The organism is Tabrizicola flagellatus, from assembly GCF_046295235.1.
In the GTDB taxonomy this organism is placed as follows: Bacteria; Pseudomonadota; Alphaproteobacteria; order Rhodobacterales; family Rhodobacteraceae; genus Tabrizicola; species Tabrizicola flagellata_A.
Map to the genome: position 1 here is coordinate 40,103 of NZ_JBKBLV010000005.1, position 22,585 is coordinate 62,687.

The 22,585-nt window shown below is 64.8% G+C and carries 23 protein-coding genes; 9 read left to right on the forward strand and 14 right to left on the reverse strand.

From position 1 onward, the window contains the following. Window positions 1–52: 52 nt before the first annotated feature. The 3 genes from ACK4IU_RS03090 to ACK4IU_RS03100 all read right to left on the reverse strand — a co-directional run bounded on the left by ACK4IU_RS03090 (window position 53) and on the right by ACK4IU_RS03100 (window position 2,139). Window positions 53–730 (reverse strand): glutathione S-transferase family protein, encoded by a 678-nt coding sequence (locus ACK4IU_RS03090; RefSeq protein WP_409731557.1) that lies wholly within the window; start codon window positions 728–730, stop codon window positions 53–55. Between the two features lie 68 nt (window positions 731–798). Further along, window positions 799–1,566: a monofunctional biosynthetic peptidoglycan transglycosylase gene (gene mtgA / locus ACK4IU_RS03095; RefSeq protein ID WP_409731560.1), complete on the reverse strand. Its 768-nt coding sequence runs from the start codon at window positions 1,564–1,566 to the stop codon at window positions 799–801. Between the two features lie 48 nt (window positions 1,567–1,614). Continuing rightward, window positions 1,615–2,139 carry a DUF1269 domain-containing protein gene (locus tag ACK4IU_RS03100; protein ID WP_409731562.1) on the reverse strand — a complete coding sequence of 175 codons (525 nt, stop codon included), beginning with the start codon at window positions 2,137–2,139 and terminating at the stop codon, window positions 1,615–1,617. A 242-nt stretch (window positions 2,140–2,381) separates the two neighbouring features. Here ACK4IU_RS03100 and ACK4IU_RS03105 point away from each other — a divergent pair, with 242 nt between their 5' ends. Next, window positions 2,382–2,888 carry a DUF1643 domain-containing protein gene (locus ACK4IU_RS03105; protein WP_409731565.1) on the forward strand — a complete coding sequence of 169 codons (507 nt, stop codon included), beginning with the start codon at window positions 2,382–2,384 and terminating at the stop codon, window positions 2,886–2,888. A gap of 3 nt (window positions 2,889–2,891) precedes the next feature. Here the strand turns inward: ACK4IU_RS03105 and ACK4IU_RS03110 are convergent, their stop codons facing one another. Beyond that, entirely contained in the window at window positions 2,892–3,908 is a 1,017-nt protein-coding gene (locus tag ACK4IU_RS03110) for a calcium-binding protein (protein ID WP_409731568.1), read from the reverse strand. Window positions 3,909–4,216: 308 nt separating this feature from the next. Between ACK4IU_RS03110 and rpsO the strand changes: the two genes are divergently transcribed. Continuing rightward, the gene (gene rpsO, locus ACK4IU_RS03115; protein ID WP_409731571.1) at window positions 4,217–4,486 is read left to right on the forward strand and encodes a 30S ribosomal protein S15; all 270 of its coding nucleotides are present in this window, start codon (window positions 4,217–4,219) and stop codon (window positions 4,484–4,486) included. A gap of 107 nt (window positions 4,487–4,593) precedes the next feature. Then, window positions 4,594–5,178 carry an ATP-dependent protease subunit HslV gene (hslV, locus tag ACK4IU_RS03120; protein WP_409731573.1) on the forward strand — a complete coding sequence of 195 codons (585 nt, stop codon included), beginning with the start codon at window positions 4,594–4,596 and terminating at the stop codon, window positions 5,176–5,178. Here the strand turns inward: hslV and ACK4IU_RS03125 are convergent. Next, window positions 5,153–5,443: a BrnA antitoxin family protein gene (locus ACK4IU_RS03125; RefSeq protein ID WP_409731575.1), complete on the reverse strand. Its 291-nt coding sequence runs from the start codon at window positions 5,441–5,443 to the stop codon at window positions 5,153–5,155. The two genes, hslV and ACK4IU_RS03125, sit on opposite strands and share 26 nt — an antisense overlap. A 201-nt stretch (window positions 5,444–5,644) precedes the next feature. Between ACK4IU_RS03125 and ACK4IU_RS03130 the strand changes: the two genes are divergently transcribed. The 3 genes from ACK4IU_RS03130 (at window position 5,645) to mutS (ending at window position 10,735) form a co-directional block, all read left to right on the forward strand. Next, window positions 5,645–6,703 carry a hypothetical protein gene (locus ACK4IU_RS03130; protein ID WP_409731577.1) on the forward strand — a complete coding sequence of 353 codons (1,059 nt, stop codon included), beginning with the start codon at window positions 5,645–5,647 and terminating at the stop codon, window positions 6,701–6,703. Continuing rightward, window positions 6,700–7,998 carry an ATP-dependent protease ATPase subunit HslU gene (gene hslU / locus ACK4IU_RS03135; protein WP_409731579.1) on the forward strand — a complete coding sequence of 433 codons (1,299 nt, stop codon included), beginning with the start codon at window positions 6,700–6,702 and terminating at the stop codon, window positions 7,996–7,998. Before ACK4IU_RS03130 ends, hslU begins: the two co-directional genes overlap by 4 nt. A gap of 115 nt (window positions 7,999–8,113) precedes the next feature. Next, window positions 8,114–10,735 carry a DNA mismatch repair protein MutS gene (gene mutS, locus ACK4IU_RS03140; protein WP_409731581.1) on the forward strand — a complete coding sequence of 874 codons (2,622 nt, stop codon included), beginning with the start codon at window positions 8,114–8,116 and terminating at the stop codon, window positions 10,733–10,735. Window positions 10,736–10,760: 25 nt separating this feature from the next. Here the strand turns inward: mutS and ACK4IU_RS03145 are convergent, their stop codons facing one another. After that, window positions 10,761–11,291, reverse strand: coding sequence for a nucleotide exchange factor GrpE (locus ACK4IU_RS03145; RefSeq protein WP_409731583.1), 531 nt, complete (start codon window positions 11,289–11,291; stop codon window positions 10,761–10,763). A 15-nt stretch (window positions 11,292–11,306) separates the two neighbouring features. Continuing rightward, on the reverse strand, window positions 11,307–12,374 hold the full coding sequence (gene hrcA, locus ACK4IU_RS03150) for a heat-inducible transcriptional repressor HrcA (RefSeq protein WP_409731585.1): 1,068 nt from the start codon (window positions 12,372–12,374) through the stop codon (window positions 11,307–11,309). Between the two features lie 67 nt (window positions 12,375–12,441). Between hrcA and rph the strand changes: the two genes are divergently transcribed. The 3 genes from rph to hemW are packed head-to-tail and all read left to right on the forward strand — an operon-like array spanning window position 12,442 to window position 14,936. After that, window positions 12,442–13,158: a ribonuclease PH gene (rph, locus tag ACK4IU_RS03155; RefSeq protein WP_409731587.1), complete on the forward strand. Its 717-nt coding sequence runs from the start codon at window positions 12,442–12,444 to the stop codon at window positions 13,156–13,158. After that, the gene (gene rdgB / locus ACK4IU_RS03160; RefSeq protein WP_409731589.1) at window positions 13,158–13,763 is read left to right on the forward strand and encodes an RdgB/HAM1 family non-canonical purine NTP pyrophosphatase; all 606 of its coding nucleotides are present in this window, start codon (window positions 13,158–13,160) and stop codon (window positions 13,761–13,763) included. Before rph ends, rdgB begins: the two co-directional genes overlap by 1 nt. Further along, entirely contained in the window at window positions 13,764–14,936 is a 1,173-nt protein-coding gene (hemW, locus tag ACK4IU_RS03165; protein ID WP_409731591.1) for a radical SAM family heme chaperone HemW, read from the forward strand. Here the strand turns inward: hemW and ACK4IU_RS03170 are convergent, their stop codons facing one another. The 7 genes from ACK4IU_RS03170 to ACK4IU_RS03200 form a co-directional block, all read right to left on the reverse strand. Continuing rightward, window positions 14,937–15,833, reverse strand: a complete 897-nt coding sequence (locus tag ACK4IU_RS03170; protein ID WP_409731593.1) for a ParB/RepB/Spo0J family partition protein — start codon at window positions 15,831–15,833, stop codon at window positions 14,937–14,939. It abuts the gene before it with no gap. A 2-nt stretch (window positions 15,834–15,835) separates the two neighbouring features. After that, entirely contained in the window at window positions 15,836–16,639 is an 804-nt protein-coding gene (locus ACK4IU_RS03175; RefSeq protein ID WP_409731595.1) for a ParA family protein, read from the reverse strand. Then, window positions 16,632–17,258 (reverse strand): 16S rRNA (guanine(527)-N(7))-methyltransferase RsmG, encoded by a 627-nt coding sequence (gene rsmG, locus ACK4IU_RS03180; protein WP_409731597.1) that lies wholly within the window; start codon window positions 17,256–17,258, stop codon window positions 16,632–16,634. Before rsmG ends, ACK4IU_RS03175 begins: the two co-directional genes overlap by 8 nt. Before the next feature lie 5 nt (window positions 17,259–17,263). Beyond that, window positions 17,264–19,126 carry a tRNA uridine-5-carboxymethylaminomethyl(34) synthesis enzyme MnmG gene (mnmG, locus tag ACK4IU_RS03185; RefSeq protein ID WP_409731599.1) on the reverse strand — a complete coding sequence of 621 codons (1,863 nt, stop codon included), beginning with the start codon at window positions 19,124–19,126 and terminating at the stop codon, window positions 17,264–17,266. A 12-nt stretch (window positions 19,127–19,138) separates the two neighbouring features. Further along, on the reverse strand, window positions 19,139–20,422 hold the full coding sequence (mnmE, locus tag ACK4IU_RS03190) for a tRNA uridine-5-carboxymethylaminomethyl(34) synthesis GTPase MnmE (RefSeq protein WP_409731601.1): 1,284 nt from the start codon (window positions 20,420–20,422) through the stop codon (window positions 19,139–19,141). Window positions 20,423–20,435: 13 nt separating this feature from the next. Next, the gene (rho, locus tag ACK4IU_RS03195; RefSeq protein ID WP_149587222.1) at window positions 20,436–21,707 is read right to left on the reverse strand and encodes a transcription termination factor Rho; all 1,272 of its coding nucleotides are present in this window, start codon (window positions 21,705–21,707) and stop codon (window positions 20,436–20,438) included. A gap of 120 nt (window positions 21,708–21,827) precedes the next feature. Next, window positions 21,828–22,289, reverse strand: coding sequence for a CopD family protein (locus tag ACK4IU_RS03200; protein ID WP_409731603.1), 462 nt, complete (start codon window positions 22,287–22,289; stop codon window positions 21,828–21,830). Window positions 22,290–22,585: the final 296 nt, after the last annotated feature.

The window sequence follows — 22,585 nt, forward strand, 5'->3', positions numbered from 1 at the left end:
TTTCCGAAATACTCCGGGGGTCCGGGGGCTGGCCCCCGGCCGACGCCAGCCCCTAGAAATCCAGGTCGGCATAATGCGGCGCCGGCGGAAAGCCCGAGATCTGGTCCGCGAGCAAGGGCCGGAACGAGGGCCGCGACTTGATCTTCGCATACCAGTCCTTCAGCACGGCATGCCGGTTCCAGTCGACATCGCTGATGTAGTCCAGACAGCTGAGATGCGCCGCCGCGGTGAAATCCGCCAGCGTCATCACATCCCCCGCCAGCCAGCGCCGCTGGTCCAGCAGCCAGGCCATGTAGTCGAGGTGATACTTGATCCGGGTCGAGCCCATCTTGACGTTGCGGGAGTCAGGATAGCCCTGCCCGGTGACCTTCTTGTTCACCCGTTCATACAGCAGTTTCGACGTGACCTCGTGGTGAAACTTGTCGTCGAACCAGGCGCAAAGCCGCCGCACCTCATAACGCCCGTCGGCATCCTTCGGCATCAGCGGGACCTGCGGCGCGATCTCTTCCAGGTATTCGCAGATCGCCTGGCTTTCGCTCATCACCCGGTTGCCCATCTTCAGGATCGGCACCTTGCCCGCGGGGTTCCGGCGCAGGAAATCCGGCGAGGGCTCCCAGTACCGCTCTTCCACCAGCTCGGCCTCGATCTTCTTCTCCGCCAGCGTCAGGCGCACCTTGCGGCAGAACGGCGACAGCGGAACATGATAGAGGCGGTTCGAGGCACGGTTCATCGGGCGGACATCTCCGGTCTTTCCCCTCATTGCCGCGCCGGGGGGCGGAATTCAATCCCCGCGCGGGCTCAGCCCTCGAAACAGGCGGATCTGCCGTCTGCAGCGATGGTTTCGGCGCCCAACATGATCGCCCGTGTCCGGCTGCGTACAAAGGTCGACGGCTTGGAGGCGCTGCGTCCTTTCGGGTCCGGCAGAACGGCAGCGAGCCGCGCGGCCTGCAGGGCGGTCAGGTCGCGGGCATCGACGCCAAAATAGTGCTGCGCCGCGGCCTGCACGCCGAACACGCCTTCGTCGAACTCGGCAACGTTCAGATAGACCTCCAGAATACGCTGCTTGGACCATGCCAGCTCGACGACGGGCGTCAGGATCGCCTCCAGAGATTTGCGGAGCCAGCTGCGCTCATGCCAGAGGAACACGTTCTTCGTCACCTGCTGGCTGATGGTCGAGGCCCCGCGGTTGCTGCCGGACTCGATGGCTTGACGGATGGCCGCCATGTCGAAGCCCCAGTGATTGCAGAAGTTCGCGTCTTCGGCCGCGACCGCCGACCTGCCCATCACCGGGGCGATCTCGTCCCAGCTGACCCAGTCCTTCTCGATCCCGCCCAACCGCCAGGACTCGCCCAGTTGATACAGATTGATCGGCGGCGGCAGAAAGGCGAACAGCAGGATCAGAACCGCGTAGAAGCCAGCGACAGCGACACCGGCGCGGGCAAGCCACCGCAGACCAAGACGCAACATCGACGGCCGCGCGGGCGGCGCCTCCTTTGCGGCAGCCTTCCGCTTCCGCGCGCTTGTGGGCGGCTTGGCCGCGGTCCTGTCTGCTGATTTGTCGTTCATTCCGCCACAAGGCCGCAGGCACGACGCGCCCGTCAAGCCGTAAGTCTGTCAGTCTGCGGGCAGTTCACGGGGCCGGCCCAGCGCAGCCTGCGGAATCTGACCTATCATGTCGGTCAAGGCCTCCTCGGTTCGCGCATCGAGACGGGTCCAGTGAATCCGGGGTGAACCTTGCAGGCTGTCCAGTTTCGCCATGACCCTTTCCTTGCCCAGCAGCCGAACCCGCATCCCGACAGCGGCACCTCCCTTCATCAGCGACTCCACCACATCGGCAAGGAAGGTCCGGTCCAGGCCGGCGGCCACCAGTTGTGCCGCAAGACCCTGGCTCTCGGACCTCGGATCGCGCCCATCCAGGAACATCAGGCCGATCAGAACGCCCCAGCCCCCGCCGCCCAGTGGAGCGCCGGTGGAAAGGTCGATCGACTGGTTGATGGCGATGCGCCCCGCCGAGTTGCGCGAAACGACGACGATATCCTCCGGCTCGGTTCCGGCCGCCTGCTGCAAGGCCGCAAGCTGTTCGCCAGCCGCAAAGGCAGCAGCCTGGTTGCGAAAGACGGAAATGATCAGATCGGACACCTGGCGTTCTCTGGTTGGGGCCGCTCGGCACCTATCTAGTCGGCGCGGTGCACGCGCGACAAGCGGATTTCAGGTCGGTCTTGCGTCGCTCGCGGCATATCGGCAAGAACTCGAACCGACCGGGAGTGAGGAGGGCTTGACCCCGCAACCGGGCGGGGTTTGCCTCGGGCCGCTCCCTGCCGGAGAGGCGGGACCGATACGACAGGCCCGTCGCCCGAAGTCTGGCATCCACAGGAAGAGACATGGGATTGATTTCGCGCACTCATTCGGAAAACGGCACCGCGTCCGAGGCGGTCTATTCCGAGTGCGGGCAGTATCGCTATCTCCTGACCCGGACCTGGGGATCGGGGCCACGGGCCCTGTTCGTCATGCTGAACCCCTCGACCGCGACCGAGATCCAGAACGATCCGACGGTCGAGCGATGCCAGCGGCGCGCCATGGCGCTGGGGTTCGGGTCCTTCCGGGTGACCAACATCTTCGCCTTCCGCGCCACCGATCCAAGAGAGATGCGCGCCCAGCCCGACCCGGTCGGGCCGGACAATGACTCTGCTATTGTGGACAGCGTTCCCTGGGCCGACCTGGTGCTCTGCGCCTGGGGGAACCACGGCATCCACCTGGACCGTGGCGCAACTGTGAGAGCAATGTTGCGGCAGGCCGGGGCACAGCTCTTTCATCTTGGGCTGACCGGTCAGAACCAGCCCCGCCACCCCCTGTATGTCGGGTATGACCAGAGGCCGCTGCCGTGGTAAGCGTCAGGAAGCCATCAGCCTGATGTCCGACACCCCGAACGGCGCTCCACTGACAACGGCAATCTTCGCACCGTCAAGATAGACTGCCTGGCCCTGACCGCCCTCGTTCGGGCCAACCGTCACGACCGGATCGGCATGTACCTCGGGATCATAGACGATGACCAGGGTGTCCTCGGCCGGGTCATAATCCATGATCCGGGTGACCGAGGTCTCCGGAAGCCAATTGTCCAGAACGAATTCGTCTGCACCGCTGCCACCTGTGGCGATGTCTCCGGCGCCGAGGATCAGCCGGTCGCTGCCGGCACCGCCGTTGATGTAGTCCAGCTCCTGCCCGCCCGGCCCCGTCTCGACCCCCGAAATCCGGTCGTCTCCGCTGCCGCCGTCAAGAATGTCGCTGCCCTGGCCCCCGTCCAGCGCATCGTTGCCAGCACTGCCGACCAGCCAGTCTTCGTCCTCGCCGCCATCAAGCCAGTCGTCGCCCTCTCCGCCGATCAGGGTGTCACGACCGGCGCCGCCCTCCACGCTGTCATTGCCCTCGCAACCGGCAAGACTGTCGTGACCCGACCCGCCAAGCAGCGCATCGTCCCCCGCTTGCCCCTGAACACTGTCGGTCCCGTCGCCACCGAGGATCGTGTCGGCGCCGTCGCCGGCCCAGACCGCGTCATTTCCGCCGCCGGCGTCGATCCGGTCATCTCCGGCTCGACCGTCGATCACGTCGTCTCCGCCGTCGGCATGAATGGCATCGTCACCAGACCCGCCAGACAGGGCATCGGCATTGTCGGTGCCATCGACCGTCAACGGATCGTCCCCCGCGTCGGGAAGGTCGTCCGACGTAGGGACGCCGGGCTCGAGGATCACGAGGTCCAGAATGTCGCTGTCGCCTTCGGGCACATCATCTTGCGGGGCCCCGTCCTCCGCCGACCCGTCCTCGGCGCCGGCAGCTTCACCACGGCCGAACAGCATGGCATCGGCCGCAAGGCCGGCCGCGAGGGCCCCGAACAGTCCGATCAGTGCCAGCAACTTGTCAACTCCCTGTCTGAGGCGGCAGGACCACTGCACACGAACTCAAATCATTAGTCTATTGTTAAAGAACGGAAAATCCTGAAAAGGATACCACGATGCGCGCCGCTGCCCAAGCCTTTCCCGCACCTTCGTGCCTAGAGATTGATGTCTTGGTTAAACAGTCATGAGCGATATCGCCGCAAAGCCCCTTCCCATCGCAGGCGAATCCGCCTATACGCCCGCATCCGCCACCGTGGCGGAGACTCCAAGGGCCCTGCTGGACGACATCCCGGCTTGTGCCATAACCCCATTCACAGGAGACCACGATGTCGATCACCGTTGAAGAGAAGGCCCGCGTCATCAAGGAATACGCGACCAAGGAAGGCGACACCGGCTCGCCCGAAGTCCAGGTCGCCATCCTGTCCTCGCGGATCGCCACCCTGACCGAGCATTTCAAGAGCCACAAGAACGACAACCATTCGCGTCGTGGCCTTCTCATGCTCGTCGCCCAGCGCCGCAAGCTGCTGGACTACCTGAAAAAGACGGACGAAGCGCGGTACTCCTCGCTGATCACCCGCCTCGGCCTGCGCCGCTGATCCGATCCAGGATCGCCAGGAACGCCCGCGCCCCCGAGGCGCGGGTTTTTTCGTTTGACTTGAGCCTCACGACTACCGCCGCCATATAGGGACAAATGGAGGGCAAGATGGCCGACGAAAGGTTTCCGGGCTGGCACGGCACCACGATCCTTGCGGTCCGCCGCGGCGGCGAGGTCGTTGTCGCCGGCGACGGCCAGGTTTCGCTGGGCCAGACCGTCATCAAGGGCACTGCCCGGAAGGTGCGCCGCCTGTCCCCCGGGGGGCACGACGTGGTGGTCGGCTTCGCCGGATCGACCGCCGACGCCTTCACGCTTCTGGAACGGCTGGAAAAGAAGCTTGAGACGGCCCCCGGCCAACTGGCCCGCGCCTGCGTCGATCTTGCGAAGGACTGGCGCATGGACAAGTACCTGCGCAATCTCGAAGCCATGCTGATCGTCACCGATGGCAGCGCGCTTTACGTCATCACCGGTGCAGGCGACGTGCTGGAGCCGGAACACGACGTGGCCGCCATCGGCTCGGGCGGCAACTTCGCCCTCGCCGCGGCCCGCGGCCTGATGCTGACCGACCTATCCGCCGAGGAGATCGCACGTCGCGCCATGGCCATCGCGGCCGACATCTGCGTCTATACCAACGGCAACCTGACCGTCGAACGGATCGGCCAGCCGGTCAGCCCTGGCCCATCTCCTTCTTGACCTGCATGTAGGCTTGGAGGACGGCGTTCATCCGGGTCTGGTAGCCGGGACCTTGCGCCTTGAAGAACTCCAGGACCGCCGGATCGACCCGCAGAGAGATCAGTTTCTTCCGCGCCTGTTCGGGAAGGACAGCATCGGTCCAGTGGCCCTCGGCCAGAATCTCGTCCGGCCGGTCCTCGACCTGACTGCGGGCACCGAGTACCAGTGTGCCGTTCATCGCTCGCTTCTCGGCGATGCTCAACCGCTTCGGGCCTTCTTCCAACATTCACTCACTCCCACGAAAAGCGACTGACATTCTGTTATTCTTCTTTTTCAGGCTCTTGCAAGCCAATCTGCAAATATATACATCGTGTAATTACACTTTTCTGATGTATATACCATAGTAGATACCAGAATACCCGACTTGGTTTGCCGCCACAAACCCCTTATCTGAGGTTGAACGGTTTCCTGCCGAAGAAGGTTCCGAATGACCCCTGAAGATCTGCGCGCCGCCGTTGCCGCCGGAATTGTCAGCGAAGCGCAGGCCGCCTCGCTTGCCACCTTGGCCAACCAGCGTGCAGGCAAACGCGCCACACTGCCCCAGGAAGACGAACCGTTCGAGTTCTTCCGCGGCTTCTCGGAAATCTTCATCTCGGTCGGCCTGGTGATCCTGCTGTCCGGCGTCACTGCCCTGCTCGCAGCCTTCGGAGGCTTTGCCCTCCTGACCCTGGTGCCGCTCGCGACGGCGGCGATCGCGTGGTGGTGGGCAGGCTACTTCACGCTGAAACGCCGGATGACCCTGCCTTCCATGGTCCTTGCCAGCGCGTTCGGCGCCGGAGTCATGCTCTTCGTCTTTTCTGTCCTGCGTCAGGTCGGGCTTGACGCCCGCGCCCTCGGTATCCTGGGTTTCCTCGCCTCGGCCGTCGCGCTGATGCTGTGGTACCGGCGCTTCCGCCTGCCCTTCGCGGCCTTCCTGACCGGGGCCGCGCTGCTGGGGGCGATCTACTCCCTTACCGCATCGGCCTCCAACCTCATCGGTCTTGCCGGCCCCGAAGGCTATCGCGCCATGTTCGACCTGAGCGAAAGCCCGGCCTTCGCCACCGCCACCCTCGCCTTCGGCATCGGCGCCTTCCTCGTCGGAATGTGGTTCGACACGCGCGATCCGCACCGCCTGGGCCGCCATTCCGCCACCGCCTTCTGGTGCCACCTGCTCGCCGCGCCGGCGCTGGTGAACACTGTCGCCGTGACGCTCTTGAACGGCGGCGGAACCGGGGCACTCGCCGTCGCCCTGGTCCTGATCGCGATCCTGGCCCTCGTCATCGACCGCCGCAGCTTCCTGACCGCCGCCATCGTCTACATCGCCATCGTAATCGCCTGGCTGATGGGCGAAGGCGGCGGCACCAGCTGGATCTTCGTCCTCCTCCTGCTTGGCGCCTTCATCACGGCAATCGGCACCTGGTGGGTCCAGCTGCGCGCCAGGGTCATGCAGATGCTGCCCGATTTCCCCGGCAAATCCCGCCTGCCGCCATACGGATCCACCGAATGACCGACCTCACCCCCCGCGAAATCGTCTCGGAGCTTGACCGCTTCATCATCGGCCAGAGGGAAGCCAAGCGCGCCGTCGCCGTCGCACTGCGCAACCGCTGGCGCCGCAAGCGCCTTGGCGACGACCTGCGCGACGAGGTCTATCCGAAGAACATCCTGATGATCGGCCCGACCGGCGTCGGCAAGACCGAGATCAGCCGCCGTCTTGCCAAGCTGGCCAAGGCGCCCTTCCTCAAGGTCGAGGCGACCAAGTTCACCGAGGTTGGCTATGTCGGCCGCGACGTGGATTCCATCGTGCGCGATCTTGTCGATGTCGCAATCAACGACACCCGCGCCCGGATGCGTGACGACGTGAAGGCCAGGGCCCAGAAGTCGGCCGAGGATCGGGTGATCGACGCCATCGCCGGCAAGGACGCCCGCGAACAGACGCGCGAGACCTTCCGCGGCAAGCTGAAGCGCGGCGAACTCGACGACACGATGATCGAGATCGAGGTCGCCGACGCCGCCCCCGCCATGCCGCTCGGCTTCGGGATGCCCGGCATGGAAACCCAGATGCAGGGCTTGCAGGACCTGTTCAAGGCCTTTGGCGGCCGTTCCTCCCGCAAGCGGATGACTGTCGCGCAAAGCTACGAGGTGCTGATCGGACAGGAAGCCGACAAGCTGCTCGACGACGAGGCCGTGCGGGCCGCGGCGCTGGAGGCGGTGCAGGAAAACGGCATCGTCTTCCTCGACGAGATCGACAAGATCTGCGCCCGGTCCGACGCCCGCGGCGCCGATGTCAGCCGCGAGGGCGTCCAGCGCGACCTCCTGCCACTGATCGAGGGCACGACCGTTTCCACCAAGCACGGCCCGGTCAAGACCGACCATATCCTGTTCATCGCCTCGGGCGCCTTCCACATCGCCAAACCCTCGGACCTGCTGCCCGAACTCCAGGGCCGCCTGCCGATCCGCGTGGAGCTGGCGCCGCTGACCGAAGAAGATTTCGTCCGCATCCTGACCGAGACCGACAATGCCCTGACCCGGCAATACGCCGCGCTGATGGCGACCGAGGACGTGAAGGTTGATTTCACCCCCGATGGCATCGCAGCCCTGGCCCGCATCGCCGCCGAGGTGAACCGCAGCGTGGAAAACATCGGCGCCCGGCGGCTTTACACGGTGATGGAACGTGTGTTCGAGGAGCTGTCCTTCGACGCCCCCGACCGATCCGGCGCCTCGGTCGTGGTAGATGCCGCCTTCGTCGAGACCAACATCGGCGCCCTCGCCCGCTCTGCCGACATCTCGCGCTACGTCCTCTAGCCGCTTGCCCTTTGCCCAAATACTCCCGCCGGAGGCTCCACCCGCAGCCAGATGCTGCGCCCTTTCCCACTTGCAGCGCAAAGGGTAGTCTCTGCGGACCAAGCGGAGAGCAGACGTGACCGACGACGCCGTGACGCCGATGATGGCGCAGTATCTGGAGATCAAGGCCCAGAACCCCGGCGCGTTGCTGTTCTACCGGATGGGCGATTTCTACGAGATGTTCTTCGACGACGCGGTGGCCGCCGCCGCCGCGCTCGACATCGCGCTGACCAAGCGCGGCCTGCATCTGGGCGAACCGATCCCGATGTGCGGCGTTCCGGTCCATTCGGCCGAGGGCTATCTCCTCACCCTGATCCGCAAGGGCTTTCGCGTCGCCATCGCCGAACAGCTGGAAGACCCGGCCGAAGCGAAGAAACGCGGCTCAAAGGCCGTGGTCCGGCGTGATGTCGTCCGCCTCGTCACCCCCGGCACCCTGACCGAGGATTCGCTTCTCGAAGCCCGCCGCCACAACTTCCTTGCCGCCTTCTCCGAGGTCCGCGACCAGGGGGCATTGGCCTGGGCCGACATCTCGACCGGCGAGTTCCGGGTCATGCAATCCTCGCTGACCCGCCTTGGCCCGGACCTCGCGCGCATTGCCCCTCGCGAATTGTTGCTGAACGAGGCGCGGGAACGCGACATCGTGCCGGCCCTCGGAGATGCCGGTCTTTCGATCACGCCGCTGTCGCGCGGCAGCTTCGATTCCACCAACGCGGAACGGCGGCTCTGCGATCTCTTCGGCGTCGCCTCGCTGGATGCCTTCGGCACGTTCGACCGGGCCGAGGTTTCGGCCATGGGCGCGCTGGTCGATTACCTGCACCTCACCCAGCGGGGGAAGATGCCGCGCCTTTCGCCCCCGGTGCGCGAGACGACGGGCGGGGTCATGCAGATCGACGCCGCAACCCGGCGGAACCTGGAACTTACACAGGCCCTCTCCGGTGGCCGGGAAGGCTCGCTGCTCGCAGCAATCGACCGGACCGTCACTGCCGGCGGCGCGCGCCTTCTCGAACGCCGCCTCTCCTCGCCTTCGCTCGACCTGCAGGTCATCCACGCCCGCCAGGAAGCGCTGGATTTCCTGCTGGAAAGGGCCGCTCTGCGCGACCGGCTGCGCGAGGCGTTGCGCCGCGTCCCCGACATCGACCGCGCGCTTTCACGCCTTGCGCTCGACCGCGACGGCCCCCGTGACCTGGCCGCGATCCGTGCTGGCCTTGAACAGGCCGGCCAGATTGCCGCCCTGCTGGCCGAGGCCCCGCCCCTCCTGTCCGAGGCCGCCGGCGCGCTGGTCGGGCATGACTCCCTCGTCGCGCTCCTGACGCGCGCGCTGGTGGCCGAGCCGCCGCTTCTGACCCGCGACGGCGGCTATATTGCACCCGGCTACGACCCCGAACTCGACGAGACGCGCAGCCTGCGCGACGAAGGCCGCGGCGTCATCGCCCGGATGCAGGCCGAGTATGTCGAGGCAACCGGCATCGCCAGCCTGAAGATCAAGCACAACAACGTGCTGGGCTATTTCATCGAGACGACGACCACCCACGAAGAGCGCATGCGCGCCATGCCCGAGCTCTTCATCCACCGGCAGACCACCGCCGGCCAGGTCCGCTTCACCACGCTTGCGCTGTCGGACCTCGAAACCCGGATCCTGAACTCGGCCAACCATGCGCTGGAGCTCGAGAAGCGGCACTATTCCGCCCTCAAGGCCGAAATCCTCGACGCCTCCGCCCCCATTGCGCTGGCCGCCCGGGCACTGGCCGAGATCGACCTCGCCGCCGCCTTCGCCGATCTCTCCGCCGAGGAAAACTGGTGCGCCCCCGTGGTGGACGACAGCCGCGCCTTCCAGATAACCGGCGGCCGGCATCCGGTGGTCGAGCGTGCCCTCAGGCGCGAGGGTCAGCCCTTCGTCGCCAATGACTGGGCGCTGACCGACCGGGATACGCCCGCCATCTGGCTGCTGACCGGCCCGAACATGGCCGGGAAATCCACCTTCCTGCGCCAGAACGCTCTGATCGCCCTTCTGGCGCAAGCGGGCTCCCATGTCCCCGCCACGTCAGCCCGGATAGGCCTCGTCTCGCAACTGTTCAGCCGGGTCGGCGCGTCGGACGATCTCGCCCGGGGCCGCTCCACCTTCATGGTCGAGATGGTCGAAACCGCCGCGATCCTGAACCAGGCCGACGACCGCGCGCTGGTGATCCTGGACGAGATCGGCCGCGGCACAGCGACCTACGACGGCCTCTCCATCGCCTGGGCCACGCTGGAACACCTGCACGAGGTCAACCGCTGCCGCGCTCTGTTCGCCACGCATTATCACGAGATGACGGCGCTTGCGGGCAAGCTGCCGGGGGTCAGGAACGCGACCGTTGCGGTGAAGGAATGGGAAGGCGAAGTGATCTTCCTGCACGAAGTGCGCGAAGGCGCCGCCGACCGCAGCTATGGCGTCCAGGTCGCGCGGCTGGCGGGCCTGCCGCCGTCCGTCATCGAACGCGCGAAAGTCGTGCTCGAGGCGCTGGAGAAGGGCGACCGCGAGGGCGGCAACGAGGCCACGCTGATCGACGACCTGCCCCTTTTTCGTGCGGCACCGCCTGCACCCTCGCCGCAAAAGCAGAAGGTCTCAGCGGTCGAGGAAAGGCTGAAGGGCGTCCATCCGGATGAACTCACCCCGATGGACGCCTTGAAACTGGTCTATGAACTCAAAGGCTTGTCGTAGGGTGTGCTACAGCGCACCCAACACGTCATTCCGCCGTGTTCGACGACACGCCGACCTGCGCCGGGCGCAAGAGCCGGTCATGCAGCAGGAACCCTTCCGTCGCCACCTGGATGATCTGCCCGGCCTTCGTCCCCGGCAACGGGGCCTCGAACATCGCCTGATGCAGCTGCGGGTCGAACTGGTCGCCCACGGCGGGCGAGATCATCGTGATCCCGTGCTTCGTCATCACATTGGTCAGCTCGCGCAGGGTCAGCTCGACCCCCTCGATCAGCGCCGCCGAGGCCGCACGGCTTTCCTCAGGGATCGCCTGGAGCGCGCGGTTCAGGTTGTCATAGACCGGCAGCAGATCGCGCGCGAGCTTCGTCCCGCCGTACATTTCAGCCTCTTTCCGGTCGCGCTCGGCCCGCTTGCGGCTGTTCTCGGCATCGGCCAGTACCCGCATGAACTTGTCGCGCAGCTCGTCGCGCTCGGCCCGGAGGGCCTCCAGCTCATCGACTTCCGGGGTTTCAAACTGTTCAAGCTCCACCTGCGAAGCGGTGGTTTCTTCCTGCGACATCGTCACGTCCTTCTGTCACGCCTTGCCGCGGTCACTGACCAGGCGGCCCACCAGCTGGGCGGTGTAATCGACGATCGGGACGATGCGGCCATAGTTCAGCCGAGTCGGACCGATGACGCCCACCGCGCCGATGATCTTCCGATCCGCGTTCATATAGGGAGAAACCACCAGACTTGAACCGGAAAGTGAGAAAAGCTTGTTCTCCGACCCGATAAAAATGCGCACACCCTCGCCGGCCTCGGTCAGGTTCAAGAATTCGGCAATGTCCCGCTTGCGCTCCAGGTCGTCGAACAGGACGCGGATCCGTTCGATCTCGGCCTGATCCGCCACGTTGTCGATGAGGTTCGCCCGACCCCGCACGATCAGCCGCTCCGAAGGCTCCCCCGCGTTCTCCCACAGCGCCAGCCCGCTTTCGACCAGGTCCTGCGCGAGCGAATCGATCTCCTGCCGGCGCCGGGCGATTTCGGTCGCCATGCTGGCCCGCAGTTCCGACAGCGTCCGCCCCTCGGCAAGGGCGTTCAGGAAATTGGCCGCCTCCCGCATCGAGGATGGAGTTTGTCCCGGCGGCGGAACGAAAACGCGGTTTTCCACCTGTCCATCGGCAAAGACGAGCACCACCAGCGCGCGATCGGGGCCAAGACTCACGAACTCGATATGCCGGATTGCCGCTTCGCGCTTTGGCGCCAGCACCACGCTCGCCCCGCGGGTAATCACCGACAGCGCCGCCCCAACCTCATCCAGCAGCGTAGTCACATCCTGATCGTTGATCCCCAGCGTCGCGTCGATCTTCTCCTGATCCTCCGGCGCGACCTGGCCCACTTCCAGCAGGCTGTCCACGAACATCCTGAGGCCCAGCTGCGTCGGCACCCGACCTGCCGACACATGCGGACTGTCCAACAGGCCCAGATATTCCAGATCCTGCATAACATTCCGCACCGTAGCGGCCGAGACCTTCTCGGACAGGGTCCGGGTCAACGTGCGCGACCCGACCGGCTCGCCCGAGGACAAATACCCTTCGACCACCCGCCGAAACACCTCGCGCGTCCGGTCGTTCATGTCGCTGAGCATGGACTGGCTGGTCATGGTAATCGGGGTTGCATCCCTGGGCACTGGTTGCATATGTGGCCGCATCCCAGTGAAAGGTCCGGCAATGCGTCCGTCAGGCAGAAAATTAAGCGATCTTCGGGCGGTTTCAATCGAAACCAACGTGATGAAACATGCCGAGGGCTCTTGCCTCATCAAGATGGGCGAGACGCATGTGCTGTGTTCCGCCACGATCGAGGACAAAGCGCCGCCCTTCCTGAAGAACACCGGCCAGGGCTGGGTCACCGCCGAATACGGCATGCTGCCGCGCGCGACAAACTCGCGCACGAGGCGTGAGGCCGCAGCGGGCAAACAATCGGGCCGCACGCAAGAGATTCAACGGCTTATCGGTCGCTCGCTCCGCGCCGGCGTGGACCGGCAGGCGCTTGGCGAACGCCAGATCGTCGTGGACTGCGACGTGATCCAGGCCGATGGAGGCACCCGCTGCGCCTCGATCACCGGCGGCTGGGTTGCGCTGCGCCTTGCGGTCAACAAGCTGCTGACCTCGGGCGTCATCACCTCTGACCCGATCCTCGACCACGTCTCCGCCGTCTCTTGCGGCATCTACGCTGGCCAGCCTGTCCTCGACCTCGATTATGCCGAGGATTCGGCCGCCGGGACCGACGGCAATTTCGTCATGACCGGCGCGGGCAAGCTGATCGAGGTGCAGATGTCCGCCGAGGGCTCCGCCTTCAGCCAGGACGAGCTCCTCCATCTCCTCGACCTCGCCCGCCAGGGCAACGCCGCCCTGGTCGCGGCGCAGCGCGCGGCCTTGGGGCTGTAATGCTGCACCGCGGGGATCGCCTTCTCGTCGCCACGCACAACCGTGGCAAGCTGGAAGAGATCGCCGATCTTCTGGCCCCCTACGGCGTGACCGTCATAGGCGCCGGCGACCTCGGCCTGCCCGAACCCGAGGAGACCGAGACCACCTTCGTCGGCAACGCCCGCCTCAAGGCCCATGCCGCCGCCAAAGCCTCGGGCCTTATCGCGCTGGCCGACGACTCCGGCCTTGCCGTCGATGCCCTGGGCGGCGCGCCCGGGGTCTTCACCGCCGACTGGGCCACCACCGCCAAAGGCCGCGACTTCAAGGTCGGCATGGAGCGGGTCTGGCGCGAGTTGGAGGCGATCCACGCCCCCGAACCGCGCATCGCTCAGTTCTGCTGTACCCTGGTCCTTGCGTCCCAAAACGGCCAGGACCTTGTCTTTGAAGGAAAATCTCCCGGCCGCCTCGTCTGGCCGGGTCGCGGCGAACAGGGTCATGGCTTCGACCCCATCTTCCTGCCCGATGGATACACCCAGACCTTCGGCGAGATGGACCGCTGGGAGAAGAACCGCCTCTCCCACCGCGCCGACGCCTTCCGCAAGCTCGTTGCCGCCCTGTTTGCTTAGATGGACGACTGGCGCCACGCCGGCTTCGGCCTGTATATACACTGGCCCTTCTGCCAGTCGAAATGCCCCTACTGCGACTTCAACAGCCACGTCGCCGCCCGCATCGACCAGACCCGTTGGCTCCGCGCCTTCCAGCTTGAAATCGACCGCATCGGCGCGCTGACCCAGGGCCGCATCCTTAACACCGTCTTCTTCGGCGGCGGCACCCCGTCGCTGATGGAAGCAGCCACGGTCCAGGGCATCCTCGACCGCATCCGAGCCACCTGGACCCTTGCGAACGACGTGGAGATCACGCTGGAAGCCAACCCCGGCAGTGTCGAGGCCGCCCGCTTCGACGGCTACGCCAAGGCCGGCGTCAACCGCGTTTCCCTTGGAATCCAGTCGCTTGACCCGGACGACCTCCGCCGTCTCGGCCGGATGCACACGGTGGGCGAGGCCGCAAAGGCCATCGCCATCGCCCAATCCACCTTTGACCGCGTCTCCATCGACCTGATCTATGCGCGCCAGAACCAGACCCTGCCCGCCTGGCGCGACGAGCTTCACCGCGCGCTGGACTTCGGTACGTCGCACCTCTCGCTCTACCAGTTGACCATCGAGGACGGCACCGTCTTCGGCCAGATGCACGCGAAGAACCTCCTCAAGGGCCTGCCTGAAGAGGACCTGTCGGCCGACATGTTCGAGCTGACACAGGAGATTACCCGCAGCGCAGGCCTCCCCGCCTACGAGGTCTCGAATCACGCCCGACCCGGCGACGAATCACGCCATAACCTGATCTACTGGCGGATGGGTGACTATGCCGGGATCGGCCCCGGCGCGCATGGGCGACTCACCCTCGATTCGACCCGATTCGCGACCGAAGCCGAACGCCAGCCGACCCCGTGGCTGACCCGAACCCTCGCCACCCCAGGTTCCGCCGAAACCACTGACCGCCTGACCGCCGACGATCGCGCTAGCGAATACCTCATGTTCGCGCTCCGCCTCCGAGAAGGCGCGTCGCTCTCGCGCTTCGCCGCACTTGCCGGTCAACCGCTCTCTCCATCGGCCCTCGCCGAAGTCGAGGCCCTCGGCCTTGTTGCCCGGGACGGCGACCGCATCCGCACCACCGACCGTGGCGTGATGATGCTGAACGGGATCCTCCGCGCGCTGCTGGCTGATCGTCAGTCTGCGGACTGATCAGTCTTCATCTGGTATTTGCGAAAGGATCCGACACAATCTGTCGAGGTCATCCAGCGATCCGTATCGGATCACCAGCTCCCCGCTCTCTCCGCCCGGGGAATGTTCGATGCGCACCGGCATCTTCAGGTTCGCCGAAAGATCATCCTCCAGAGCCCGAGTGTCGGCGTCCTTCTCTCTTCCCTTGATGGCCTTGGGTGCAGCCGCCTTGGCGCCGTCCTGTGCCTTCATCAGGCGCTCGACGTCCCGGACCGAAAGCCCCTTGGCCACGATCTGCGCCGCCAGCTCACTGGCTTTCGGGCTTCCGATCAGGGCCCGTGCATGGCCAGCCGAAAGCTTTCCATCGCGCACCAGATCCTGCACATCCTCGGGCAGCGTCAGCAGACGCAGCAGATTCGCCACATGACTGCGGCTCTTCGACAGCGCCTCGGCCAGTTTCTCCTGCGTATGGCCGAATCGGGTCATCAGCTGCCGGAAACCGAGGGCCTCCTCGATGGCATTCAGGTCGGCACGCTGGATGTTCTCAATGATCGCAACCTCGAGGACTTCGGTATCGCTAAGGTCCCGCACTACAACGGGAACCTCGTGCAACTGCGCCAGTTGCGCCGCCCGCCAGCGCCGTTCTCCGGCAACGATCTCATAGCTGTCGCGGCCGAGCTTCCGCCGCACGATCAGCGGCTGGATCACGCCTTTCTTGCGAATCGAATCGGCCAGGCTCTCCAACTCGTCCTGCCGGAAATCCAGCCGCGGTTGCTGCGGATTCGGTTCCAGCTTCTCCACTGGCACCAGCAACTCTGCTTTCCGCGCCGTTGCCATCTGTTCCGGACCTGCGAGGTGGACATCCGCCATCAGGGCGGACAACCCGCGGCCAAGGCCGCGCCTTTCGTTCTTGGACATGCTCAGGCCTCTGAAACTTCGGGGGTTTTCCGGCGATCTGCAATTTCTCTCGCCAGCGCGCGATAGGCTTCCGCGCCCTTCGAGCCCGGATCGTAGGTCAGAACCGGCAGCGCATAGGACGGCGCCTCGCTGATTCGGACGTTGCGGGGAATCGTCGTTTTCATCACCAGGTCGCCCATATTGGCGCGGGCATCGGCCTCCACCTGTGCTGTCAATCTATTGCGTCGATCATGCATGGTCAACACAACGCCTTCGATCCGCAGATCCGGGTTCGCTGACCGCCGGACATCCCGAATCGTCAGCATCAGCTGCGACAGACCCTCCAGCGCAAAGAACTCGCACTGCAGCGGCACCAGTACCGAGTGAGCGGCGACAAGCGCATTGACCGTCAGAAGGCTCAGGGCGGGCGGGCAATCGATCAGCAGATAATCGAAGCCGTAGGTGTCCATTTCCGGTCGGCGCAAGGCGTCGTGCAGCAGGAAGCTGCGTTTCTCGATCGCCACGATATCCAGGTCGGCCGAGGACAGGTCCGCGTTGGCGGGGATGATCATGATGTCGGGAATTCCCGTTTCAAGCACAACATCCTGTAGGTCAGCACCATCTACGATCAAATCGTAGCTTGTCTTCTTCCGCGCATCAGGGCGCACGCCCATACCGGTGGACGAATTGCCCTGAGGGTCGATGTCCACGAGGAGAACCCTCTTCCCAAGCTCGGCAAGGCCGGCGGCGAGATTGATCGCGGTGGTGGTCTTGCCGACGCCGCCCTTCTGATTGGCCAGCGCGAGGATGTAGGGTTTGTCAATCATGGCTGGCACGTTCGATGTTCCTGATCACAAGAATTGCAGCTTCGCCATCAGACAGGCTCGGCCGGGTGTCAACGTCAAAGTCCCAGGCGCTCCGAGCTGCCGCCAGTTCTTCTGCAAAGCGGGCACCTTTGGGGAAGATTGCAGTTCCACCGGGCCGCAACAGCCTGGCAGCGTAGCCGACGAGGTCGGCAAGAGGCGCAAGCGCCCGGGCCGACACCACATCAGCATGCAGGTTCGGGAGAGATTCGATTCTCTGGCTGCGAACGTCGACGACAAGCCCGAGTGACTGGGCGGCCTGGCGCAGGAAGGTCGCCTTGCGCAAATCGGACTCGACCAGTGTCACACTCATCTCTGGCGACAACTCGCGCGCCAGAACGGCGACGACAAGGCCAGGGAACCCCCCGCCCGAGCCAAGATCAACCCAGGTCCGGGCGCCCTTCGGACGGAACGCGAAGATCTGTGCTGAATCGACGACATGGCGGGACCATAGGTCCGGCAGCGTGGTCTTGCTGACAAGGTTTATTGCAGGATTCCAGCGCCTGACCAGCGCCTCGAGCGCCTGAAGCGCGGCGAATGTTTCACGTGAAACAACGAGTCCGCCGACCGAATCTTCAGCCACAGTCATCATCCGGCCCGTCGCTCGCCGGGTTTTCGCAGGTGTGCCAGCACAAGCAGCAGCGCGACCGGGGTGACGCCCTCTATGCGTGACGCCTCCAGAATCGATTCGGGCTCAGCCCGCGAGAGCTTCTGTCTGAGCTCGTTCGACAGCCCCGAGATCATCCCATAATCAAAGCCCCGCGGTATGCGCTGGGCTTCCTGTCGTCGCAGGTCTGCAACCTCCTTGGCCTGGCGTTCCGCATACTGCTCGTATGTCGAATCGATCTGGAGTTGCGCGAGCACATCCCGGTCCAACATCTGGTAGGCGGGGAAAGCCTGGGAGACAACACCCAGATCCATGCCAGCCAGAGACAGGACTTCATAGGCCGATCGTTTCACGCCGTCCTTGCTAACGGCAACGCCGGCCTCGTTAAGTGCCTTCGGCCCGATCATGATTTCGCAAAGCGTTCTTCGCCCAGCTTCAAGCTTGCACACCTTGCTTTCGAATGCGATTCGGCGCCCTTCACCCACGCACCCGGCGTCAATCCCGACGGGCGTCAGCCGCCGATCCGCATTGTCTGCCCGCACAGTCAGCCGGAACTCTGCCCGCGAGGTGAACATGCGATATGGCTCGGTCACCCCGCGCGAGACCAGATCGTCGATCATCACACCGATATAGCTGTCGGCCCGGCTGAACTCGATCGGCTCCCGATCCCTGGATGAGGCGGCCGCATTGATGCCTGCTACTATACCTTGTGCGCCCGCCTCCTCATAGCCGGTCGTCCCATTGATCTGTCCGGCAAAGTACAACCCCTTCACAGCGCGTGTTTCCAGACTTCGGTGCAGGCCGCGCGGATCGAAGTAATCGTATTCGATCGCGTAGCCCGGTTGGAGAATCACCGTCTGCTCCAGACCCGGAATCGTGCGGATATAGGCATGCTGGACCTCCTCGGGCAGCGAGGTCGACAGGCCGTTCGGATAGACTGTGTGATCGTCCAGCCCCTCCGGCTCCAGGAACACCTGGTGCGAGGTCTTGTCGGCAAAACGCACCACCTTGTCCTCGATCGACGGGCAATACCGCGGGCCGACACCTTCAATGTGACCACCATACATGGCGGAACGACCAAGGTTCTCCCGCACGATCTGGTGTGTCGCCTCGGAGGTATGGGTGATCCCGCAGGATACCTGCCTTGCCTCTGGCGCCCGGCTCAGGAAGGAGAACATCGCGGGATCATCGTCTCCCGGCTGGCTCTCCAGCCGGGCCCAGTCGATGGTGCGCCCGTCCAGGCGGGGCGGCGTCCCGGTCTTCAGGCGTCCCGCCGGAAGCGCCAGTTCGGCCAGTTGGGCCGCCAGCAGCCTGGAGGGCGAATCGCCCATCCGTCCGCCCGACATCCGCCGGTCGCCGATATGGATCACGCCGTTCAGGAAGGTCCCTGCCGTCAGCACGACGCGGCCCGAGGCAAGCTCCACGCCCGAGGCCAGCACAACGCCTGCCACGGCATCCCCAGCCATGCGCAGCCCCGCGACCTCGCCCTCGATCACGTCGAGGCCCGGAGTCGCCAGCAGCTCCGCCCGCATCGCCTCGCGGTACAAGCGCCGGTCGATCTGTGCCCTTGGGCCCTGCACGGCGGGCCCCTTCCGGCGGTTCAGCAGGCGAAACTGGATCCCCGCCCGATCCGCCATCCGACCCATCAGCCCGTCCAGCGCGTCAATCTCGCGCACAAGGTGGCCCTTGCCCAATCCGCCGATCGCCGGATTGCAGGACATCGCACCCAGCGTTTCCACGCGCAACGTGACCAGAGCCGTGGCCACCCCCATCCGGGCCGCCGCCGCCGCCGCTTCGGCGCCCGCATGGCCGCCGCCAATCACGATGACATCGTAGTGTTTCACGTGGAACACCCCTTACTTGCCGATACAGAAGCTGGCGAAGATCTCGCCCAGCAGATCGTCGACATCCACTCGTCCGACCAAGGCATCCAGTGCCCGGACCGCCTGCCGCAGATGCTCCGCCGCCAGCTCGACGCGCGAGTCGGGTCTTACCACTTCCGCCCGTGACTCGGCCAGAGCGGCAATCGCCGTCGTCACGGCCACGCGATGCCGTTCGCGCACCAGGGCGCCAGCCGAGCCCACCCGCTGCGCCAGGATTTCGCCGATCCGCGCCATCAGTTCCGGGACGCCTTGCCCGGTCTTGCCCGAGACAGCCAAGCCAGAAATCCCAGATCTGGTGTCGGCCTTACCTATTACCACAATATCATCGCCTACCGGCTCCAGCGGCAAATCCGATCCGTCCGACAGGAACAGCCGCAGGTCGGCCGCCTCGGCTCGGGCAAGCGCCCGCTCGATCCCGGCGCGTTCCAGCCGATCCTCGGTATCGCGCAGGCCGGCCGTGTCCAGAAAGGTCACGGGTAGCCCGGCAATCTCCATCCGCACCTCGATCACGTCGCGCGTCGTCCCGGCAATTTCGCTGGTGATCGCCGCCTCCCGCCCCGCCAGCTGGTTCAGAAGCGTCGATTTGCCGGCGTTCGGGGCGCCGACAATCGCCACTTCGAACCCGTCGCGGATGCGTTCGGCCGCCATGACCCCGGCGGCCTCGCGGCCAAGATCGTCCATCAGCCCGTCGATCAGCGCCAGAACCTCGGGCGAGACGTCCACCGGCACGTCCTCGTCCGCAAAGTCGATGGTCGCTTCCAGAAGCGCCCCTGCCCGGATCAGGTCACGTCGCCAGCCCTCGACCTTCTGGCCCACCGCCCCCGACAGCACCCGAACCGCCTGACGCCGCTGCGCCTCGGTCTCGGCGTCGATCAGGTCGGCCAGACCCTCGACCTGCGCCAGGTCCAGGACGCCGTTCTCCAGCGCGCGGCGGGTGAACTCTCCGGGCTCGGCCAGCCGAAGTCCCGGCTGCTCGGACAAGGCCCGAAGGACAGCCCCCACCACCGCCGGGCCGCCATGACAGTGCAGTTCCACCAGCGCCTCGCCGGTAAAGCTGGCGCCCTCGGCGAACGAAAGTACCAGGGCCTCGTCCAGAAGCTCTCCGCCCCAGGTCAACCGCCGCAGCCCCGCCACGCGGGCGGCAGGGAGGGACCCGCAAAGCGCAAGACCGGCCGCAGGCGCCGCCGGTCCCGAGATCCGTACCACGGCGAGGCCCGACCGACCCCGCGCCGTGGCGAGGGCATAGATCGTGTCCATCGCCAACCGCCTGTCAGGTGTTCATCGACTCGAAGAATTCCGCGTTCGTCTTCGTCTGCTTCAGCTTCGAGATCAGGAACTCGATGGCATCCGTCGTCCCCATCGGGTTCAGGATGCGGCGCAGGACATAGGTCTTCTGCAGGTCGGTCTTGTCCACCAGCAGGTCCTCTTTCCGGGTGCCGGATTTCAGGATGTCCATCGCCGGGAACACGCGCTTATCGGCGACCTTGCGGTCCAGCACGATCTCGCAGTTGCCAGTGCCCTTGAACTCCTCGAAGATCACCTCGTCCATCCGGCTGCCGGTGTCGATCAGCGCGGTGGCGATGATGGTCAGCGACCCGCCTTCCTCGATGTTCCGGGCAGCACCGAAGAACCGCTTCGGACGTTGCAGGGCATTGGCATCGACACCACCGGTCAGGACCTTGCCCGAGGACGGCACCACGGTGTTGAAGGCCCGGCCCAGGCGGGTGATGGAATCGAGCAGGATCACCACGTCGCGCTTGTGTTCGACCAGGCGCTTGGCCTTCTCGATCACCATTTCCGCCACGGCGACGTGCCGCGTCGCTGGTTCGTCGAAGGTCGAGGACACGACCTCTCCCTTCACGGACCGCTGCATGTCGGTCACTTCCTCGGGGCGCTCGTCGATCAGCAGGACGATCAGATAGCACTCGGGATGGTTGGTAGCAATCGAATGGGCGATGTTCTGCAACAGCACCGTCTTGCCGGTCCGCGGCGGCGCCACGATCAGCGCGCGCTGGCCTTTCCCGATCGGCGACACCAGGTCGATGATCCGGGCGGAGCGGTCCTTGATCGTCGGATCGTCGATTTCCATCTTCAGCCGCTCGTCCGGGTAAAGCGGCGTAAGGTTGTCGAAATGGACCTTGTGCTTGGCCTTTTCGGGATCGTCGAAGTTGATCTTCGTGGCCTTGACCAGGCTGAAATAGCGTTCGTTCTCCTGCGGGGCCTTGATGACGCCCTCGATCGTGTCGCCTGTGCGCAGGCTGAACTGGCGGATCATCTCCGGTGAGACGTAGATGTCATCCGGACCCGGCAGGTAGTTGGCTTCTGGAGAGCGCAGGAACCCGAACCCGTCCTGCAAGACTTCCAGCACCCCGTCGCCGCCGATCTCCCAGCCTTCCTCGGCATGCTCCTTCAGGATCGAGAACATCATCTCGCCCTTGCGCATGCTGGGGGCGTTCTCGATCTCCCACTCTTCGGCCATGGCCAGAAGATCGGCCGGGGTCTTGGCTTTCAACTGGGCGAGATTCAAGCGTTCGACGGTCATGTCATACCTTTGTGCGGGTCCCGCGCAATGCGGGAAACCTCGGCGGATCTGGAACGGGAGACGCGATGGACCGGACGGCCCCGCATGGCGGCACCTAATCGCGCCCCGGCCAAAAGTCAATCAGAAGCGGGTGATGACGGCAAAGACGATGACCAGCATCAGGATCGTCGGAACCTCGTTCATCATGCGATAGGTGCGCCCGCTGCGGGTGTTGGTGCCCATGACGAATTCTTTCCGTCGCAGTCCCAGCCAATGATGGAACCAGGTCATGGTCAGGATGCAGACGGCCTTTACCCAGGGCCAGACGAAGGACCAGTCCACCACGCCCGGCGTAAAGACCAGCGCCAGGCCGAAGACCCAGGTCGCGATCAACGACGGGTTCATGATCCCGCGCAGAAGCCGCCGCTCCATCGTCTGGAACATCTTGTCGGTGGGCGACCCCATCTCGACCTGTTCGACGTGATAGACGAAGAGGCGCGGCAGGTAGAAAATCCCGGCCATCCAGGTGATCACCGACACGACATGCAGCGACTTCGTGACCAGGTACCAGTCGGCCAGGAAATCCGTGATCGTTGCAAGCATCGTCCCACTCCGTTCGTTCAAGTCAACTTCTTCTATTAAGAATAAAGAAAAGAAGGAATGCTGATGCTGTTGGGGCTGTGGACGACGGGATTTCCCGACTCTCCCCCAGATCGCTCCACAGGGAAGAGGCTGTGGACAAATCCGGGAAAATCCCTGAAAGGCCATGGCGGGATGAAAAAAATCATTATAAAGCAAATACTTGTTTCTTGATCACTTGATGCGCAATCCACAGGCGAGTGCTGCCCTCTCCCCGGGCATAACCACTTCTCCCGAGTCGCGTGACAAGGCCATGCACA

Coding starts and splice junctions, on each gene's coding strand:
- ACK4IU_RS03090 (WP_409731557.1), bottom strand. CDS start 730: ATGAACCGTGCCTCGAACCGCCTCTATCATGTTCCGCTGTCGCCGTTC.
- mtgA (WP_409731560.1), bottom strand. CDS start 1,566: ATGAACGACAAATCAGCAGACAGGACCGCGGCCAAGCCGCCCACAAGC.
- ACK4IU_RS03105 (WP_409731565.1), top strand. CDS start 2,382: ATGGGATTGATTTCGCGCACTCATTCGGAAAACGGCACCGCGTCCGAG.
- rpsO (WP_409731571.1), top strand. CDS start 4,217: ATGTCGATCACCGTTGAAGAGAAGGCCCGCGTCATCAAGGAATACGCG.
- hslV (WP_409731573.1), top strand. CDS start 4,594: ATGGCCGACGAAAGGTTTCCGGGCTGGCACGGCACCACGATCCTTGCG.
- ACK4IU_RS03125 (WP_409731575.1), bottom strand. CDS start 5,443: ATGTTGGAAGAAGGCCCGAAGCGGTTGAGCATCGCCGAGAAGCGAGCG.
- ACK4IU_RS03130 (WP_409731577.1), top strand. CDS start 5,645: ATGACCCCTGAAGATCTGCGCGCCGCCGTTGCCGCCGGAATTGTCAGC.
- hslU (WP_409731579.1), top strand. CDS start 6,700: ATGACCGACCTCACCCCCCGCGAAATCGTCTCGGAGCTTGACCGCTTC.
- ACK4IU_RS03145 (WP_409731583.1), bottom strand. CDS start 11,291: ATGTCGCAGGAAGAAACCACCGCTTCGCAGGTGGAGCTTGAACAGTTT.
- hrcA (WP_409731585.1), bottom strand. CDS start 12,374: ATGACCAGCCAGTCCATGCTCAGCGACATGAACGACCGGACGCGCGAG.
- rph (WP_409731587.1), top strand. CDS start 12,442: ATGCGTCCGTCAGGCAGAAAATTAAGCGATCTTCGGGCGGTTTCAATC.
- rdgB (WP_409731589.1), top strand. CDS start 13,158: ATGCTGCACCGCGGGGATCGCCTTCTCGTCGCCACGCACAACCGTGGC.
- hemW (WP_409731591.1), top strand. CDS start 13,764: ATGGACGACTGGCGCCACGCCGGCTTCGGCCTGTATATACACTGGCCC.
- ACK4IU_RS03170 (WP_409731593.1), bottom strand. CDS start 15,833: ATGTCCAAGAACGAAAGGCGCGGCCTTGGCCGCGGGTTGTCCGCCCTG.
- ACK4IU_RS03175 (WP_409731595.1), bottom strand. CDS start 16,639: ATGATTGACAAACCCTACATCCTCGCGCTGGCCAATCAGAAGGGCGGC.
- mnmE (WP_409731601.1), bottom strand. CDS start 20,422: ATGGACACGATCTATGCCCTCGCCACGGCGCGGGGTCGGTCGGGCCTC.
- rho (WP_149587222.1), bottom strand. CDS start 21,707: ATGACCGTCGAACGCTTGAATCTCGCCCAGTTGAAAGCCAAGACCCCG.
- ACK4IU_RS03200 (WP_409731603.1), bottom strand. CDS start 22,289: ATGCTTGCAACGATCACGGATTTCCTGGCCGACTGGTACCTGGTCACG.